At 72.3% G+C, this 14,598-nt stretch carries 12 protein-coding genes and 1 pseudogene; 10 read left to right on the forward strand and 3 right to left on the reverse strand.

What is annotated here, in order from left to right:
- Nucleotides 1-67 precede the first annotated feature (67 nt).
- The gene (locus tag FHX80_RS25475; protein WP_145766325.1) at nucleotides 68-568 is read right to left on the reverse strand and encodes a DUF5949 family protein; all 501 of its coding nucleotides are present in this window, start codon (nucleotides 566-568) and stop codon (nucleotides 68-70) included.
- A 381-nt stretch (nucleotides 569-949) separates the two neighbouring features.
- On the opposite strand from FHX80_RS25475, the gene rsgA reads away from it, so the two are divergent.
- Together rsgA and FHX80_RS36835 are read left to right on the forward strand one after the other, a co-directional pair.
- Nucleotides 950-2,134 (forward strand): ribosome small subunit-dependent GTPase A, encoded by a 1,185-nt coding sequence (gene rsgA, locus FHX80_RS25480; protein ID WP_244318436.1) that lies wholly within the window; start codon nucleotides 950-952, stop codon nucleotides 2,132-2,134.
- A 73-nt stretch (nucleotides 2,135-2,207) separates the two neighbouring features.
- Nucleotides 2,208-2,585: pseudogene (locus FHX80_RS36835) on the forward strand (Ada metal-binding domain-containing protein); the annotation flags it as partial.
- Between the two features lie 635 nt (nucleotides 2,586-3,220).
- On the opposite strand, the gene FHX80_RS25495 reads toward FHX80_RS36835, so the two are convergent.
- Both FHX80_RS25495 and FHX80_RS25500 read right to left on the reverse strand, forming a co-directional pair.
- Nucleotides 3,221-3,703, reverse strand: a complete 483-nt coding sequence (locus FHX80_RS25495) for a DUF456 domain-containing protein (RefSeq protein ID WP_167523638.1) — start codon at nucleotides 3,701-3,703, stop codon at nucleotides 3,221-3,223.
- A gap of 115 nt (nucleotides 3,704-3,818) precedes the next feature.
- Nucleotides 3,819-4,808 carry a helix-turn-helix transcriptional regulator gene (locus tag FHX80_RS25500; protein ID WP_145766326.1) on the reverse strand — a complete coding sequence of 330 codons (990 nt, stop codon included), beginning with the start codon at nucleotides 4,806-4,808 and terminating at the stop codon, nucleotides 3,819-3,821.
- A gap of 211 nt (nucleotides 4,809-5,019) precedes the next feature.
- Here FHX80_RS25500 and FHX80_RS25505 point away from each other — a divergent pair, with 211 nt between their 5' ends.
- From FHX80_RS25505 to FHX80_RS25540, 8 genes are all read left to right on the forward strand, one after another.
- Entirely contained in the window at nucleotides 5,020-5,340 is a 321-nt protein-coding gene (locus FHX80_RS25505; protein WP_145766327.1) for a hypothetical protein, read from the forward strand.
- Nucleotides 5,341-5,478: 138 nt separating this feature from the next.
- Nucleotides 5,479-7,203 (forward strand): protein phosphatase 2C domain-containing protein, encoded by a 1,725-nt coding sequence (locus FHX80_RS25510; protein ID WP_145766328.1) that lies wholly within the window; start codon nucleotides 5,479-5,481, stop codon nucleotides 7,201-7,203.
- 139 nt (nucleotides 7,204-7,342) lie between these two features.
- Nucleotides 7,343-9,085 (forward strand): pyruvate dehydrogenase, encoded by a 1,743-nt coding sequence (locus tag FHX80_RS25515; RefSeq protein WP_145766329.1) that lies wholly within the window; start codon nucleotides 7,343-7,345, stop codon nucleotides 9,083-9,085.
- 159 nt (nucleotides 9,086-9,244) lie between these two features.
- Complete coding sequence (locus FHX80_RS25520; protein WP_145766330.1) at nucleotides 9,245-10,414, forward strand: NAD(P)/FAD-dependent oxidoreductase; 1,170 nt, start codon at nucleotides 9,245-9,247, stop codon at nucleotides 10,412-10,414.
- Between the two features lie 136 nt (nucleotides 10,415-10,550).
- A complete protein-coding gene (locus FHX80_RS25525; protein WP_145766331.1) occupies nucleotides 10,551-10,889 on the forward strand; it encodes a (2Fe-2S)-binding protein in 339 nt (112 codons plus the stop codon).
- On the forward strand, nucleotides 10,870-12,336 hold the full coding sequence (locus FHX80_RS25530; protein ID WP_145766332.1) for an FAD/NAD(P)-dependent oxidoreductase: 1,467 nt from the start codon (nucleotides 10,870-10,872) through the stop codon (nucleotides 12,334-12,336). The genes FHX80_RS25525 and FHX80_RS25530 overlap by 20 nt, the downstream gene beginning before the upstream one ends.
- Nucleotides 12,337-12,491: 155 nt before the next feature.
- Nucleotides 12,492-13,412, forward strand: coding sequence for a dihydrodipicolinate synthase family protein (locus tag FHX80_RS25535; RefSeq protein ID WP_145766333.1), 921 nt, complete (start codon nucleotides 12,492-12,494; stop codon nucleotides 13,410-13,412).
- A gap of 71 nt (nucleotides 13,413-13,483) precedes the next feature.
- Nucleotides 13,484-14,485: a proline racemase family protein gene (locus FHX80_RS25540; protein ID WP_145766334.1), complete on the forward strand. Its 1,002-nt coding sequence runs from the start codon at nucleotides 13,484-13,486 to the stop codon at nucleotides 14,483-14,485.
- The last annotated feature ends 113 nt before the right edge of the window (nucleotides 14,486-14,598 follow it).

Consider the following 14,598-nt stretch of genomic DNA (forward strand, 5'->3'; position numbering starts at 1 on the left):
CACCCGAGCACGTGCGAGGCCCACCGCTCCACGGGGCGGTGGGCCTCGCACGTCGCACCGGGGCCGGTCAGCCCAGGCTGCGTACCGGCAGGACGCAGTGGGCGGAGGTCACGATGACATCCGGGTCACCGGCGAAGGACCGCAGCGTCTCCTCGGTCACCGGCCGCCCCGGCGCACCCTGCGGCCACGGGCGCGTGGCGAACATCGCGTGCACCTCGCCCTGTTCGCGGGCGACCGCCAGCCACTCCGGCGGTGCGGGGTACTGGGCGGTGAAGTGAGGCAGCGTCAGGACCGCCTGTCCTGCCTGGACGAGGAGTTTCACCGGGAGCCCCGGCAGTTCGTCGGCGCGCACCGGGCCGCCGCTGACCGGAAGGCCGCTGCGCTCCAGAGCGATGTGCATGGCCGCCTCGCCGGCCGCCGGGCCGTCCGAACCGTCGCCGAGCGAGTAGACGAGCAGGAAGGCGACGTCCTGTCCGTTGTGGGGGTGCTCACCGCTCCAGCCGATCAGGGTGAGGGTGCCCAACTGGGCCTGGGTGAACGTGCCGGTGGCTGTCTGGGGGGAGGTCATGTCCGGCACCCTAACCGGCCGCGACCGGTCGATCTCCATGCGTATCACCCGATCGAGGGAGAGTTGAGGATATCGGTGGTCAACGCCCCTGGACCGGCCCGTTCCGGGGTACGGACCGGGTGTCCGCGTTAAATCGGTTGACGCCACCGGACCGCCCCGGGCTATCGTTTGCGACGTTACGGGCGGCGGAAGAGACCGCTGTTCCCGGACCGTGCGTGTCGTGCGTGAACCAGGAGGTGAGGACATTGATGACTGTCGTTGCGGTGGGCGCTGCCCACAAGCCGAAGAGCATCGTTCCCACCCCCGTGGCCGCCGGCTGACCTTCTTCGAACTTCTGCGCCGCCGTGCGCAGTGCCGGGGCCACCCTGTGAAGGGTTTCCCTTGTCCTCCCCGATTTCATCCCCTTTCTCCTCCCTCTCCTCTGCTCCTCAGGGCTCCTCGTCGGCGCACCCGCTGGCCGCGTACGGCTGGGACGACGGCTGGGCGGCCGAGTTCGCCCCGTACGCCGCGCAGGGGCTGCTGCCCGGCCGCGTCGTGCGGGTGGACCGCGGGCAGTGCGACATCGTCACCCCGCGGGGCACCCTCCGCGCCGACACCGCGTTCGTCGTGCCCCGCGACCCGATGCGGATCGTCTGCACGGGCGACTGGGCCGCCGTCGACCCCGTCGGCGACCCGCAGTTCGTCCGTACGCTGCTGCCGCGGCGCACGGCGTTCGTCCGCTCCACCTCGTCCAAGCGCTCCGAGGGCCAGGTGCTCGCCACCAACATCGACCACATCGCCATCTGTGTCTCACTGGCGGTGGAACTCGACCTGGGGCGGGTCGAACGGTTCCTGGCCCTCGCCATGTCCAGCGCCGGCGGTGACGCGCTTCTGCGTGACGGGGCATCGGCCGTGGACGGGGCCGCCGAGACGCTCGTCGTCCTGACCAAGGCCGACCTGGTCCCGGACGCCGCCACCCTGTCCCACCTCGTCCAGGACGTCGAGCGCCTCGCGCCGGGGGTGCAGGTGCTGCCCGTCAGCTCCGCGACCGGTGAGGGCGTCGACGTGTTCGCCGCGATCGTCTCCGGCGGTACGAGCGTGCTGCTCGGGGCATCCGGCGCGGGCAAGTCCACCCTCGCCAACACCCTGCTCGGGCACGACGAGATGGAGGTGCGGGCGACCCGCGACATGGACGGCAAGGGCCGGCACACCACCACGACCCGCAATCTGCTGGTGCTGCCCTCCGGCGGAGTCCTGATCGACACCCCGGGACTGCGCGGGGTCGGCCTGTGGGACGCCGAGACCGGCGTCGGCCAGGTCTTCTCCGAGATCGAGGCACTGGCCGGGCAGTGCCGGTTCCACGACTGCGCCCACGAGGCCGAGCCGGGCTGCGCGGTGCAGGCGGCGCTCAAGGACGGATCGCTGCCCGAGCGCCGCATGGACAGCTACCGCAAGCTGCTGCGCGAGAACCAGCGCATCGTCGCCAAGACCGATGCCCGGGTCCGCTCCGAGCTCCGTCGCGACTGGAAGCGCAAGGGGGCCGAGGGCCGGGCCGCCATGGAGGCGAAGCGCGGCCGGGTGCGCTAGCCGGAGGCGCCCTGGGCGGCGTCCGGAAACCGCGACTGAGGCGGTGCGCGACGCCGCCCAGCTGGACGGTGTCATGGACGAAGAGACCAGGTACGAGGCGGTGAGCAGCCGCGACGCGCGTTTCGACGGGGAGTTCTTCGCCGTCGAGACGACCGGTATCCACTGCCGGCCGAGCTGCCCCGCCGTCACTCCCAAGCGGAAGAACGTCCGGTTCCACCCGACCGCGGCCGCCGCTCAGGGCAACGGTTTCCGGGAGTGCCGACGCTGCCGCCCGGACGCCGTCCCCGGCTCCGCGGACCAGTACGTCGCCGGTGGACTGGATGAAGGCGCGGAGCGTGAGGGTGCCGGCCGAGGTGGTGACGGTGCCCTGGAGTTCGGCGGTGCGCAGCCGCATCCGCCAGTCGATGCCCGTGATGGTGCCGGCCGGCTCCAGCGTGAAGTGGCCGATCGGGAGCCGGGCGAGGCCGAAGAGCGAGCCGTACTCGGGGCGGTGGTCCTGGACCTCGGAGTGCTGGACGTCGAACCGGATCGCCGTGGTCTCGGCGCCGGGCTCCGCGTAGATGCCGGAGCCGAGCCGGCCCGTTGCCCAGGTACGGGCCCTCGTACCAGGTCCTCGGCAGCTTCTGCCAGTGCAGATCGGCGTCGTCGAGGACGGTGTTCCAGCTGTCGGCGGGGGAGTGCACCGCGACAGGGGCCGTGGCGGCCGTGTCCGGGGCGGCGGCCTGGGCCGGGACGGCCGCGCCGCCCACCACGAGGGCTCCGCCGAGCGCGGTAGTGGTGGCGAGAACGGTTCTGCGGGAGGGGGCGGACGACAGGGAGTCGGTTCGGGGGAGGGCGGCGGGGTCCGGTGCTGTGGGCAAGGCATCTCCTGGCGACTCGTACGCAGGCGGGCGCAAAAATTCATCCGAGCTATGTCCTCGCGAAAGGTTGACTTGAGCTACTTGGGCGTCAACGAGAGACGAGAGATCGGATGCGTCTCTATCCATGTGATCAGACTTCGTCCATGTGACGTCGTGTCGAGGCCGCACGCCCCACATCGGTGCCGGGGCGCCCCGGCGACGTCGGTGCCGGAGCGTCCCGCCGACGTCAGTGCCAGAAGAGCGCGCCCAGCCATGCCCCTGTCACCAGCAGGCAGGCGAACAGTTCGACCAGCACGGAGTAGCCGGTGGCCCGCATCACCGAGCGGACCGAGGCCCACCCCGCCCCCCGGCTGCCCAGCCGCAGCCGCTCCGCCCCGTAGATCACGCCCACGTACCCGGCGACCGCGCCCACCACCGGGATGACGAAGAAGCCGACGATCGCACCGATCCCGCCGAGCATCAGCGTCTTGCGCGGCGCCCCCGCCTCGTGCGGGTGGCGCGGCGGCAGCAGCGGCTTCAGCGCCTGGTTCACCAGCAGGAGCACGGTGGCGCCGATCAGTACGCCCCAGGAGGCCGGGGTGTTGACCGTGAGCGCCCACCACAGCACGGCGGCCCAGACGATCGCCTGACCGGGCACGCCCGGCACCAGCACGCCGATCAGGCCGAGCAGCATGACCAGGCCCACGGCGACGAGCTGCCACACACTCATCTGACCAGCCTGCCGGAGTCCGGCCGGTCCCGCCCGTCGTCGATACCCGGAGCGGGGCCCGTCGGTGCAGCTCAGAGCGTTTCGTCGGGAGTCGGGTCCCGCGGAGCCCGCGAGCTCAGGCCCGCGGCCTGCGGGACACCCAGCCCCGCTCGTAGGCGTGCCAGCCCAGCTGGAGCCGGGTCGACACCCCGGTGAGCTCCATCAGGCCCTTGACCCGGCGCTGCACGGTCCGCAGTCCCAGTTCCAGCTGTTTCGCCACACTGGCATCGGTCAGCCCGGCCAGCAGCAGTGACAGGATCTCCAGATCCGTCGGATCGGGCCCGGTCGTGTTCTCCCGCAGCAGCCCGCTCTCGCCGAGCCGCAGCGGCATCGCCTCCCGCCACACCGCCTCGAAGAGCCCCATCAGCGACTCCAGCAACCCGGAGGCGTGCACGACCAGGGCCGCCGGCTCCACACCGCGGCCGGTCAGCGGCACCATCGCCAGGGAGGCATCGGCGACGACCAGCTTCGTCGGTACCCGGTCCACGACCCGGCACTGCTCATCACGGCTCAGCGCCGCCGACAGCTCCAGAATCCCGGACGGCAGCCCGAGCACCTCGCGCTCGACCACCACCCGGAACGACACCCCGCGGGTGGCGGCCTGCTCCTCGGACTCGTTGTCGTGGCCGCTGACCGCGATCGGCTTCCCGGTCACCAGGGCGCACACCTCGCTCGTCGCGCCCAGTTGGAGCTGATGGAAACGGTGCGCCACCGCGCTCGCGCCGGTGACCACTTCGACCAGGTCGTGGACGGCGGGCTCGGCGGCGTCCGCCCGGTACTCCTCGGCCAGCAGCGCCGCCGCCAGCTCCGCCTGCTCCAGCTCATGGCGTTGCTGCTTCAGCAGCGCCCCCAGCGCGACCGTGGGCGGCGCCGCCACCCACCGCCGCGTATGGGCCGACGACTGGGCTGCCAGGCCGTGCTGCTCCAGCCGCCGCAGCGCCCGCTCGGTCACCGGTTCGGGAAGCGCCAGCCGGTGCGCGAGATCGGGGAGCTCGGCGGCTCCCAGTGCCACGAGCGCGCGATAGGTCGATTCCTGTCTCTCGTCGAGCCCTATGGCTTCCAGCATCCTCGGACCCCTCCCCGGACGCAGTGCTTCGGTGTCATCTCGTGCTCCTCGGCCGAACGGCCGTGGCGGAAAGCGGCCACGGCGTAAACCCGCCTTGGCGCATCATCGCCGTACCGCCCGCCCCTCTGTCAATGTTGCGCCACCGCAGCACCAACAACCTCCGGAACATGGTGTTTTGCGCGACCCGTTATGATTTCGCTTGGGGAGAGTGATGCGTCCGATACCGCGTACGGCGCTGGGTGCGGCCGGTGAGCGCAACGGCAGGCTGCGCGGTGTCGCCACCGTTTTCGTCGGCGACGGCGAACACGCCGCACACCGCGAAAGCGGCGAAAACGGCGGCGTCCGGGGTGCGTTCGACGGCATCGCCGGCGTGCGACTCCTCTGCGGTGGCAAGGGGATCGGCGACAGCCCCTGCGCCTTCGGTGTCTTCGAGGTATCGCCCGAGGAAGTACCGTACGAAATAGGCCTGTTCGCGACGAACGTCGGCGGTCCGGCGCCGGTCCGGGTGTCCGACGCCCACTCCGTGCGCTGACGCCGGATCACCAGACCGCCCGCCGGGCGTCCTTCCCGTGGGGGGTGGGGCCGCCCGGCGGGCCTTTTCCCGGCGGGCCGCGGTCACATTTTCGGGATGATCCGTTTTCGCGCGGCCCCCGCGGTGGACAATAAGGGCATGAGTCAGCAGGGGGAGAGGCCCGCCGCCCACGAGGACGACTGGTGGCGCAGGCTGTACGACGATTCCGCTCCGGACACCGGGGCGAGCCACGCGGCCGACAGTCTCGACGACCGCTTCGACTCGGCGTCGGACGCCGTGGGGCCCGACGGCTCCGAGGCGCCCGAGGCCGCCGCGGCGGTGCCGGAGCCGCGGGTCGCGCCGTCGGAGGCTGCGCCGGTTCCGTTGCCACCGCCCCTGCCGCCCCCGCCGCCCGTACGCGCGCCCTGGGAGCCCCCGGTCGGCGCATCCGAGCCCCGCACCTTCGCGGCACCGGCCTCGGCCTCGGACGCGGCACTGGCCCCGGAGGTGGCACCGGTCCCGGAGGCTGCGCTGGCACCGGAGGCTGCGCCGGCACCGGTGGAGCCGCAGTCGGTGGGGGAAGCGGCCCCCGCACAGGTGTCGCCCCCGCTGCGGCCCGTCGATCCCCGTGTCGCCCAGGGTCTGCTGCCCGGACGGGGCGCGGAGGAGCCGCCCGCGGCCGAGGCGCCGACCCTCGTGTCCCCGCCGCCCGTCCCGCCGGCCGACACGGTGCCGCCCGTCCCGCCGGCCGACACGGTGCCGCCCGTCCCGCCGGCCGACACGTCGGTTCCGCCGTTGCCCAGGTGGCCGGTCGTCGAGCGGACGGCCGACGAGCGGCCCGAGGCGGAGGCCCCGGCCGCCCCGGCCCCCGTCGTCCCCGCCGCCGAGGCGCGAGCACCCCGACCCGCCGTCGCCCATGTGGGCGCCCGGCCGCCCACGTACGACGCGGAGCCCACCGCGCTGCCCGCCACCGACCCGCACGAGATTCACTCCCTCGTCGCCGACACCGTGCTCGACGGCGCCAGCTACGGGACGTACACCCTGCGTGCCGCCTCCGTGCGCGGTGACTCCGCACGGTTCCGGGGCGAACCCCGGCGCGACGCGCTGCTCACCGTGCGCTTCGGCACCGCCGAGAGCGCCCTGGTCCTGGTCGCCGTCGCGGGAGGCGCCCGCGCCGCCGCGGGCGCGCATCCGGCCGCCGTCGACGCCTGCCGCTGGATCGGCGAAGCCGTCGGACGCAGCCATCTCAGGCTCTCCGAGGACATACGGGCGGGCCGCCGCAGCGACCTCAAGTCCGGACTTCACCGGCTCGCCGACCGCAGCTACGGCAAACTCCGCGCCCGCGCCGCCGAACTCGGGCTGCAACCGCACGAGTACACGGCGGGCCTGCGCTGCCTCCTGCTGTCCGCCGATCCCGACTGCCGCACCCGGGTCTTCTTCGGCGTCGGCGGCGGCGGGCTCTTCCGGCTGCGCGACGGCCGCTGGAGGGACCTCGAACCGACGGTTCCGCATCCCTGCGAACTCACCGGGGAGGGCGTGGTCGGCTTCGGTTCGGCGGTACCCGAGAGCGGGCCCGGGGGCGAGCGGCTGACCATGGACCTGGGGATTACCACCGGCCCGTCCCCGTACATCGAGAGCCCGGTCCCGCCGCCCGCCGAGCCGTTCCGGTTCCGCGCCTCGGTCGCCCGGCCGGGCGACACCCTGCTGCTGTGCAGCACCGGTCTGTCAGATCCGTTGCGCGACGAGCCGGCGCTGGCCGACGAGCTCGCCGAGCGCTGGGCACCCGGCCGGGCGCCGGGCCTCGCTGCGTTCCTCGCGGACACCCAGATCAGGGTGAAGGGGTACGCCGACGACCGGACGGCGGTCGGCGTCTGGGAGGCGTAACCGCGCGTGCCATGGGTTGATGGACTCCGGAGAGCCCGTCCGGCCGAGGCGTCACGCCCCGGACCCGGCCGAGGTTTCACCATCCCGGAGTCCGGACAGCCGAACGTGCACGGAGCACAGGCAGAGGGAGCGCACACCCATGGCCAAGCAGAACGTGTCGGAGCAGTTCGTCGAAATCCTCGCCCGGGCAGGCGTCAAGCGCCTGTACGGGGTCGTCGGCGACAGCCTCAACCCGGTCGTCGACGCCATCCGCCGGCACCGGGGCATGGACTGGATCCAGGTCAGACACGAGGAGACGGCCGCGTTCGCCGCCGGCGCGGAGGCGCAGATCACCGGCACGCTGGCGGCCTGCGCCGGATCGTGCGGCCCCGGCAATCTGCACCTCATCAACGGCCTCTACGACGCACACCGCTCCATGGCGCCCGTGCTCGCGCTCGCCTCGCACATCCCGTCGAGCGAGATCGGCCTCGGCTACTTCCAGGAAACCCACCCGGAGCTGCTCTTCCAGGAGTGCAGCCACTACAACGAGATGATCTCCAACCCGCAGCAGATGCCGCGGCTGCTCCAGACGGCCATCCAGCACGCGATCGGCCGGGGCGGCGTCAGCGTCGTCTCGATGCCGGGCGACATCGCCTCGCAGCCCGCCCCGGAGAAGGCCGTAGAGCACGCCCTGGTCACCTCGCGGCCCACCGTGCGGCCGGGCGACGAGGAGATCGAGAAGCTCTGCCGGATGGTCGACGAGGCCAAACGGGTGACGCTGTTCTGCGGCAGCGGAACGGCGGGTGCGCACGCCGAGGTCATGGAGTTCGCCGAGCGGGTGAAGTCGCCGGTCGGGCACGCGTTGCGCGGCAAGGAGTGGATCCAGTACGACAACCCGTACGACGTCGGGATGAGCGGCCTGCTCGGCTACGGTGCCGCCTACGAGGCCACCCATGAGTGCGACCTGCTGATCCTGCTCGGTACGGACTTCCCGTACAACGCCTTCCTCCCCACGGACGTGAAGATCGTCCAGGTCGATGTGCGGCCCGAGCACCTGGGCCGCCGGTCCAAGCTCGATCTGGCGGTCTGGGGCGATGTCCGCGAGACGCTTCGCTGTCTGACCCCGCGGGTGAAGCCGAAGACCGACCGCAAATTCCTCGACCGGATGCTGAAGAAGCACGCCGACGCGCTGGAGGGCGTGATCAAGGCGTACACCCGAAAGGTCGACAAGCACGTTCCGATCCACCCGGAGTACGTGGCATCGGTGCTGGATGAACTCGCCGACGAGGAAGCGGTGTTCACGGTCGACACCGGCATGTGCAACGTCTGGGCGGCCCGCTATCTGTCACCGAACGGCAAACGCCGGGTGATCGGTTCGTTCACGCACGGTTCGATGGCCAACGCCCTGCCCCAGGCCATCGGCGCACAGTTCACGGACCGGAACCGGCAGGTCGTCTCGATGTCCGGGGACGGCGGATTCGCCATGCTGATGGGGGACTTCCTGACTCTCGTCCAGTACGACCTGCCGGTGAAGGTCGTACTGTTCAACAACTCCGCTCTGGGCATGGTCGAACTGGAGATGCTGGTGGCGGGACTGCCGTCGTTCGGCACGACCAACAAGAACCCGGACTTCGCGGCCGTCGCGCGAGCCTCGGGGGCGTACGGCGTGCGTGTCGAGAAGCCCAAGCAGCTCGAAAGCGCCCTCAAGGACGCCTTCAAACACCGGGGCCCTGCCCTCGTCGACATCGTCACCGACCCCAACGCGCTCTCCATCCCGCCGAAGATCAGCGCGGACATGTTGACCGGCTTCGCGCTCTCGGCAAGCAAGATCGTGCTGGACGGCGGAGTGGGCCGGATGGTCCAGATGGCCCGCTCCAACATCAGGAACGTGCCCCGCCCCTGACCCGCGGTCCCTCACCCTCCTTCCCCGACCCGCTTCAGCCGGCCCCGGAGCGTGGTGCCCAACCGCTGTGGCGATGGGCACCACCTATGTGACAGCACGTCAGATCACAGGTGGTAACGCCCTCTTGGCACCCCGTGAGCAATGTGACATATTACTGGCGTGTTCACGAGACAGCCTTTGGATGTCGTCGTTGTCGGGGCCGGAGTGGTCGGCGCCGCCTGCGCCTACTACGCGGTCCGGTCCGGACTCGCGGTCGCGATGGTGGACCGAGGACCGGTCGTCGCCGGTACCACCGGGGCGGGGGAGGGGAACCTCCTGGTCTCCGACAAGCCGCCGGGTCCGGAGCTCGACCTCGCACTGCTCTCCACTTCCCTCTGGTACGAGCTCTCCCAAGTGCTGCCCACCGTGATCGAGTTCGAGCGGAAGGGAGGTCTGGTGGTCGCGGCGGACGAGTCGTCGTTCGCCACCCTGACCGCGACGGCGGCCAGACAGGCCGAGGCGGGGGTGCGGACCTCCGTGGTGGCCCCGCACGAGCTGCCCGGACTGGAACCGCACCTCGCGCCCGGCCTGGCGGGCGGAGTCCTCTATCCGCAGGACGCCCAGGTACAACCCGCCCTGGCCACAGCCCACTTGGTGCGGGCGGCGCGCGACGCCGGGGCCAGTGTCCACCTGGGGGAGGCGGTCACGGCCGTGCTGACCGGGCCGACGGGCGCGGTGCGCGGCGTACGGACCGGCCGGGGCGACCTGCTCGCTCCCGCGGTGATCAACGCCACGGGCGTCGGGGGCGGCGAACTGGCCGCGCTGGCGGGGGTGGAACTGCCCGTCCTGCCCAGGCGCGGGTTCGTCCTGGTGACCGAGCCGCTGCCGCCCCTGATCAGGCACAAGGTGTACGCGGCGGAGTACGTGGCCGATGTGTCCAGCGCGTCGGCCGCTCTGCAGACCTCGCCCGTCGTGGAGGGGACGCCATCGGGGCCCGTGCTGATCGGCGCCAGCCGTGAACGGGTCGGCTTCGACCGTACGTTGTCCGTGCCGGTGATCAGCCGGCTGGCCGCCGCCGCGGCGGCGCTCTTCCCCGTACTCGGCCATGCCCGAGTGCTGCGGGCCTACCACGGCTTCCGCCCCTACCTGCCCGACCACCTCCCGGCGATCGGACCCGACCGCCGGGTACCGGGCCTCTTCCACGCCTGCGGTCACGAGGGCGCGGGCATCGGGCTGGCGCCCGCCACGGCGGCGCTGGTCATCGCGGCGATCCGCGGGGAGGAACCCGCCATCGACCCCGAGCCGTTCAGGCCCGACCGGTTCGACAGGACGCCCGGATCCAGGCAGTGAACCGTCGGCCACGAGGACGCGCGCCCGAGCGGCGGGGCGGCCCGCGACCGGTCCGGCCCGTCCGACGCACGCCCCGAGCAGCCCGCGAACCGTCCGCAAGCCGCCCGACCGCCCGATCATCGAGACAGGAGCCCTGGTGATACGTATCCGTAGGCGCACCGCCGCCCGGACCCCGGCAGGCGTGGCCGGTGCCGAGCCGGGGCCGGGTTTCGAGATCACCTTCGACGGCAGCCCGGTCCACGCCCTGCCCGGCCAGAGCGTCGCGGCGGTCCTCTGGGCGGCCTCCGTCCTCAGTTGGCGCACCACCAGGGTGAACGGGGAGCCGCGGGGAGCGTTCTGCGGTATCGGCTCCTGTTTCGACTGCCTGGTCACCGTGAACGGACTTCCCGGCCGGCGGGCCTGTCTGCTGCCCGCCCGACCTGGTGACGTGGTCACGACCCAGGAGGGGGACGGACATGCCGGTCTCCTCCACTGAGGCCCACGACTCCGCGGACGCGCCGCCCTTCACCGAACTCGCGGTCGTGGGCGCCGGACCGGCGGGACTGGCCGCTGCGGTCACCGCGGCCGACGGCGGACTCCAGGTCATCCTGCTCGACGCGGCGGACGCGCCGGGCGGCCAGTACTACCGCGCCCCGGCCCCCGGCCTCGGCGCCACCCGGCCCGAGGCGCTGCACCACGGCTGGGCGCGGTTCGCCGGACTGAGGGACCGTCTCGACCGGCATCGCGGCGTGGGGCGGATCCGCCACCTGGCCGGGCACCAGGTGTGGGCCGTCGAGCGGACCGGAGCGGACTGGACCCTGCACGCCGTCACCGGCCCCGACGGCGGAGGTTCGGCCGCTCTGCGCGCACGCCGTCTGCTCATCGCGACCGGCTCCCACGAGCGCCAACTCCCCTTCCCCGGCTGGACCCTGCCGGGCGTCGTGGGCGCGGCAGGAGCACAGGCCATGCTCAAGTCGGGGCTGGTGCTGCCGGGGCGACGCATCGTCGTCGCGGGAAGCGGACCGCTGCTGCAGGCCGTCGCGGTGTCCCTGGCCCGGGCAGGTGCCCAGGTGCCCGTGCTGGTGGAGGCCGGCGGATACGGGGCGTACGGACGTGCTCCCCTCGTCCTGGCCGCCGATCCCGGCCGGCTCCGGGAGGCGGCACGGCACGGCGCGGCGCTGGTGCGCAACCGGGTACGGGTGCTGACGCACCACGCGGTCACCGCCGTGCACGGCACCGACCGGGTGGAGGGCGTCACCGTCAGCCGCCTGGACCGCGAATGGCGTCCGCTGCCCGGGACCGGGCGCCGTATCGACTGTGACACCCTGGCCGTGGGCCACGGCCTGGTACCCCTGCTGGACCTCGCCGTCGGCCTGGGCTGCGCCACCCGGTGCGGCGCGGACGGGGTGGCGGCCCTGGTGCTCGACGAAGACCTGCGCACCACCGTGCCCCGCGTCTGGGCGGCGGGCGAGACGGGCGGCATCGGCGGCGTGCAACTCGCCCTGACCGAGGGAGAACTGGCCGCACTCACGGTGATCGATGAAGCCCGCGGCGGGGCGCGGGGCCGGGGCGCGCGGCGGGTGATCGCGCTGCGGCGGGCCCGGCGCCGGATGCGCGCGTTCGCCGAGCTGATGGGCGCCGCGCACCGGCCCGGACCCGGCTGGATCGAGTGGGCCGCCGAGGACACGGAGGTCTGCCGCTGCGAGGAGGTCACCGCCGGCGCCATCCGCACCGCGGTCGACGAACTCGGCGCCGGGGACAGCCGTACGGTGAAACTCCTCACCCGAGCCGGAATGGGCTGGTGCCAGGGCCGGGTGTGCGGATTCGCGGTGCGGGAGCTGGCGGGGTGCGCCGCGGAAGCCGGAGCCCCCGACCGCCGACCGCTCGCCTGTCCGGTCCCGCTCTCCACGCTCGCCCGTGCGGTCCGCCACGAGGACGGGTGAAGCCCCGCGGCACGCACGTCTCCCGGAACCCGCCCCGGACTCGGTACCGATCCCGGTCCTAGTCCTAGTCCTAGTCCCAGTCCCAGTCCTTCCCCGTCCCCCTTCCCCTTCGCCGGTTCATGCCATGTCACACCTCAAGAGGAGCCCCGATGCCGATGAACTCCCCTGCACACAGCCGCCCCTGGCGAGGCGTCATGGTCGCCACCCCGCTCACCCTGCGCGACGACCGTTCCATCGACTTCGACGCGTACGCGGCCCACGTCCGTGGCCTCGTGGACGCCGGCTGCGACGGGGTGGTGCCCAATGGCTCGCTGGGGGAGTACCAGACCCTCACGGACCAGGAGCGCGACCAAGTGGTGCGCGTCGCGGTCGAGGCCGCCGGGGACGGGGCCAGGGTCATGCCCGGAGTCTCCGCCTATGACAGCGTCCAGTCACGGCGCTGGGCCGACCGGGCCGCGGAGGTGGGCGCCGGCTCCGTACTGCTGCTACCGCCCAACGGCTACCCGTGCGAGGACTCCGCGGTCCGTGCGCACTACGCCGAAGTCGCCGAGGCGGGCCTGCCGGTCGTCGCGTACAACAATCCGTACGACACCAAGGTCGATCTGAACCCCCGACTGCTCGCCCAGCTCCACGCGGACGGATCCATCGTGGCCGTCAAGGAGTTCAGCGGGGACGTCCGCAGGGCCTACGAGATCGCCGAGGAGGCTCCCGGGCTCGACCTGCTGGTCGGCGCCGACGACGTCCTGCTGGAACTCGCCCTGGCCGGCGCGGTCGGCTGGATCGCGGGCTGCCCCAACATGCTGCCCGAAAGCTGTGTCGAGCTCTACCGCGCCGCCGTCTCCAGTGACCCGGCGACGGCACTCCCGCTGTACCGGCGGCTGCACCCGCTGCTGCGGTGGGACTCGAAGCCGGAGTTCGTGCAGGCGATCAAGGCGTCGATGGACATCGTCGGACGGCACGGCGGTCCCACCCGGCCGCCCCGGCTGCCCCTCGGCACCGATGCCATGGCCGCCGTGCGTACCGCCACCGAGAAGGCACTCGCCGAGGGGCTGGACCGCCCCGGTCGCAGCACCTGACCAGCGCACCGAACAACGCGTATCAACCACTTCGCATCGCAGCGGACCGGCAGGACGACCGAGGGGGAGACTTGCGAACGCGTCACCTATTCCATGCCGTCGACTCGCACACCGAGGGCATGCCCACGCGGGTGATCACCGGCGGGATCGGCACGATCCCCGGCGCCACCATGGCCGAACGGCGCAACCACTTCATGGCGCACCGCGACGCGGTGCGCACCCTGCTGATGTACGAGCCGCGCGGCCACGCCGCCATGAGCGGTGCCGTCCTCCAGCCGCCGACCCGCCCCGACGCCGACTTCGGGGTCCTGTTCATGGAGGTCTCGGGCTGCCTGCCGATGTGCGGACACGGCACCATCGGGGTGGCCACCGTGCTGGTGGAGACCGGCATGGTGGAGGTTATTGAACCGGTCACCACGGTGCGGCTGGACACCCCGGCCGGACTGGTGTCCGTCGATGTGCACGTCGAGGACGGAGCAGCCACCTCCGTCACCCTCACCAACGTCCCCGCCTTCTGCGCCGGACTCGGGCTCACGGCGAAGGTGCCCGGCCTCGGCACGGTCACCTACGACCTCGCGTACGGCGGCAACTTCTACGCGATGGTGCAACTGGCCGACCTCGCGATCCCCTTCGACAGATCACGCAAGGACGAACTGCTGGCGGCGGGGCTCGCCCTGATGGACGCGGTCAATGACACCGACCGCCCGGTCCACCCGCTCGACCCCGGCATCCACGGGCTCAAGCACGTCCAGTTGATCGCACCCGGCTCCGACGCCGTCCATTCCCGGCACGCCATGGCCATCCACCCCGGGTGGTTCGACCGGTCACCGTGCGGCACCGGCACCTCCGCACGGATGGCGCAGCTGCACGCGCGGGGCGAGCTCCCCCTGAACGCGGACTTCGTCAACGAGTCATTCATCGGTACGTCGTTCACCGGCCGACTCGTCGGGGAGACCACCGTGGGAACACTGCCCGCGGTCGTCCCCACCATCACGGGCCGGGCCTGGGTCACCGGAACGGCGCAGTACTTCCTGGACCCGGCCGACCCGTTCCCCGAAGGGTTCCTGCTGTGAAACGGTGACCCACCGGCCGCTCCCTGCCCCGGCCTCGCACTTCCCGTACCGCGAGGCCGGGTTCCCGGGCAACGTGACATTGTATTCTGGGGCTCCGTACGGTGCTGGAGGAA

The organism is Streptomyces brevispora (assembly GCF_007829885.1).
Taxonomy (GTDB): domain Bacteria; phylum Actinomycetota; class Actinomycetes; order Streptomycetales; family Streptomycetaceae; genus Streptomyces; species Streptomyces brevispora.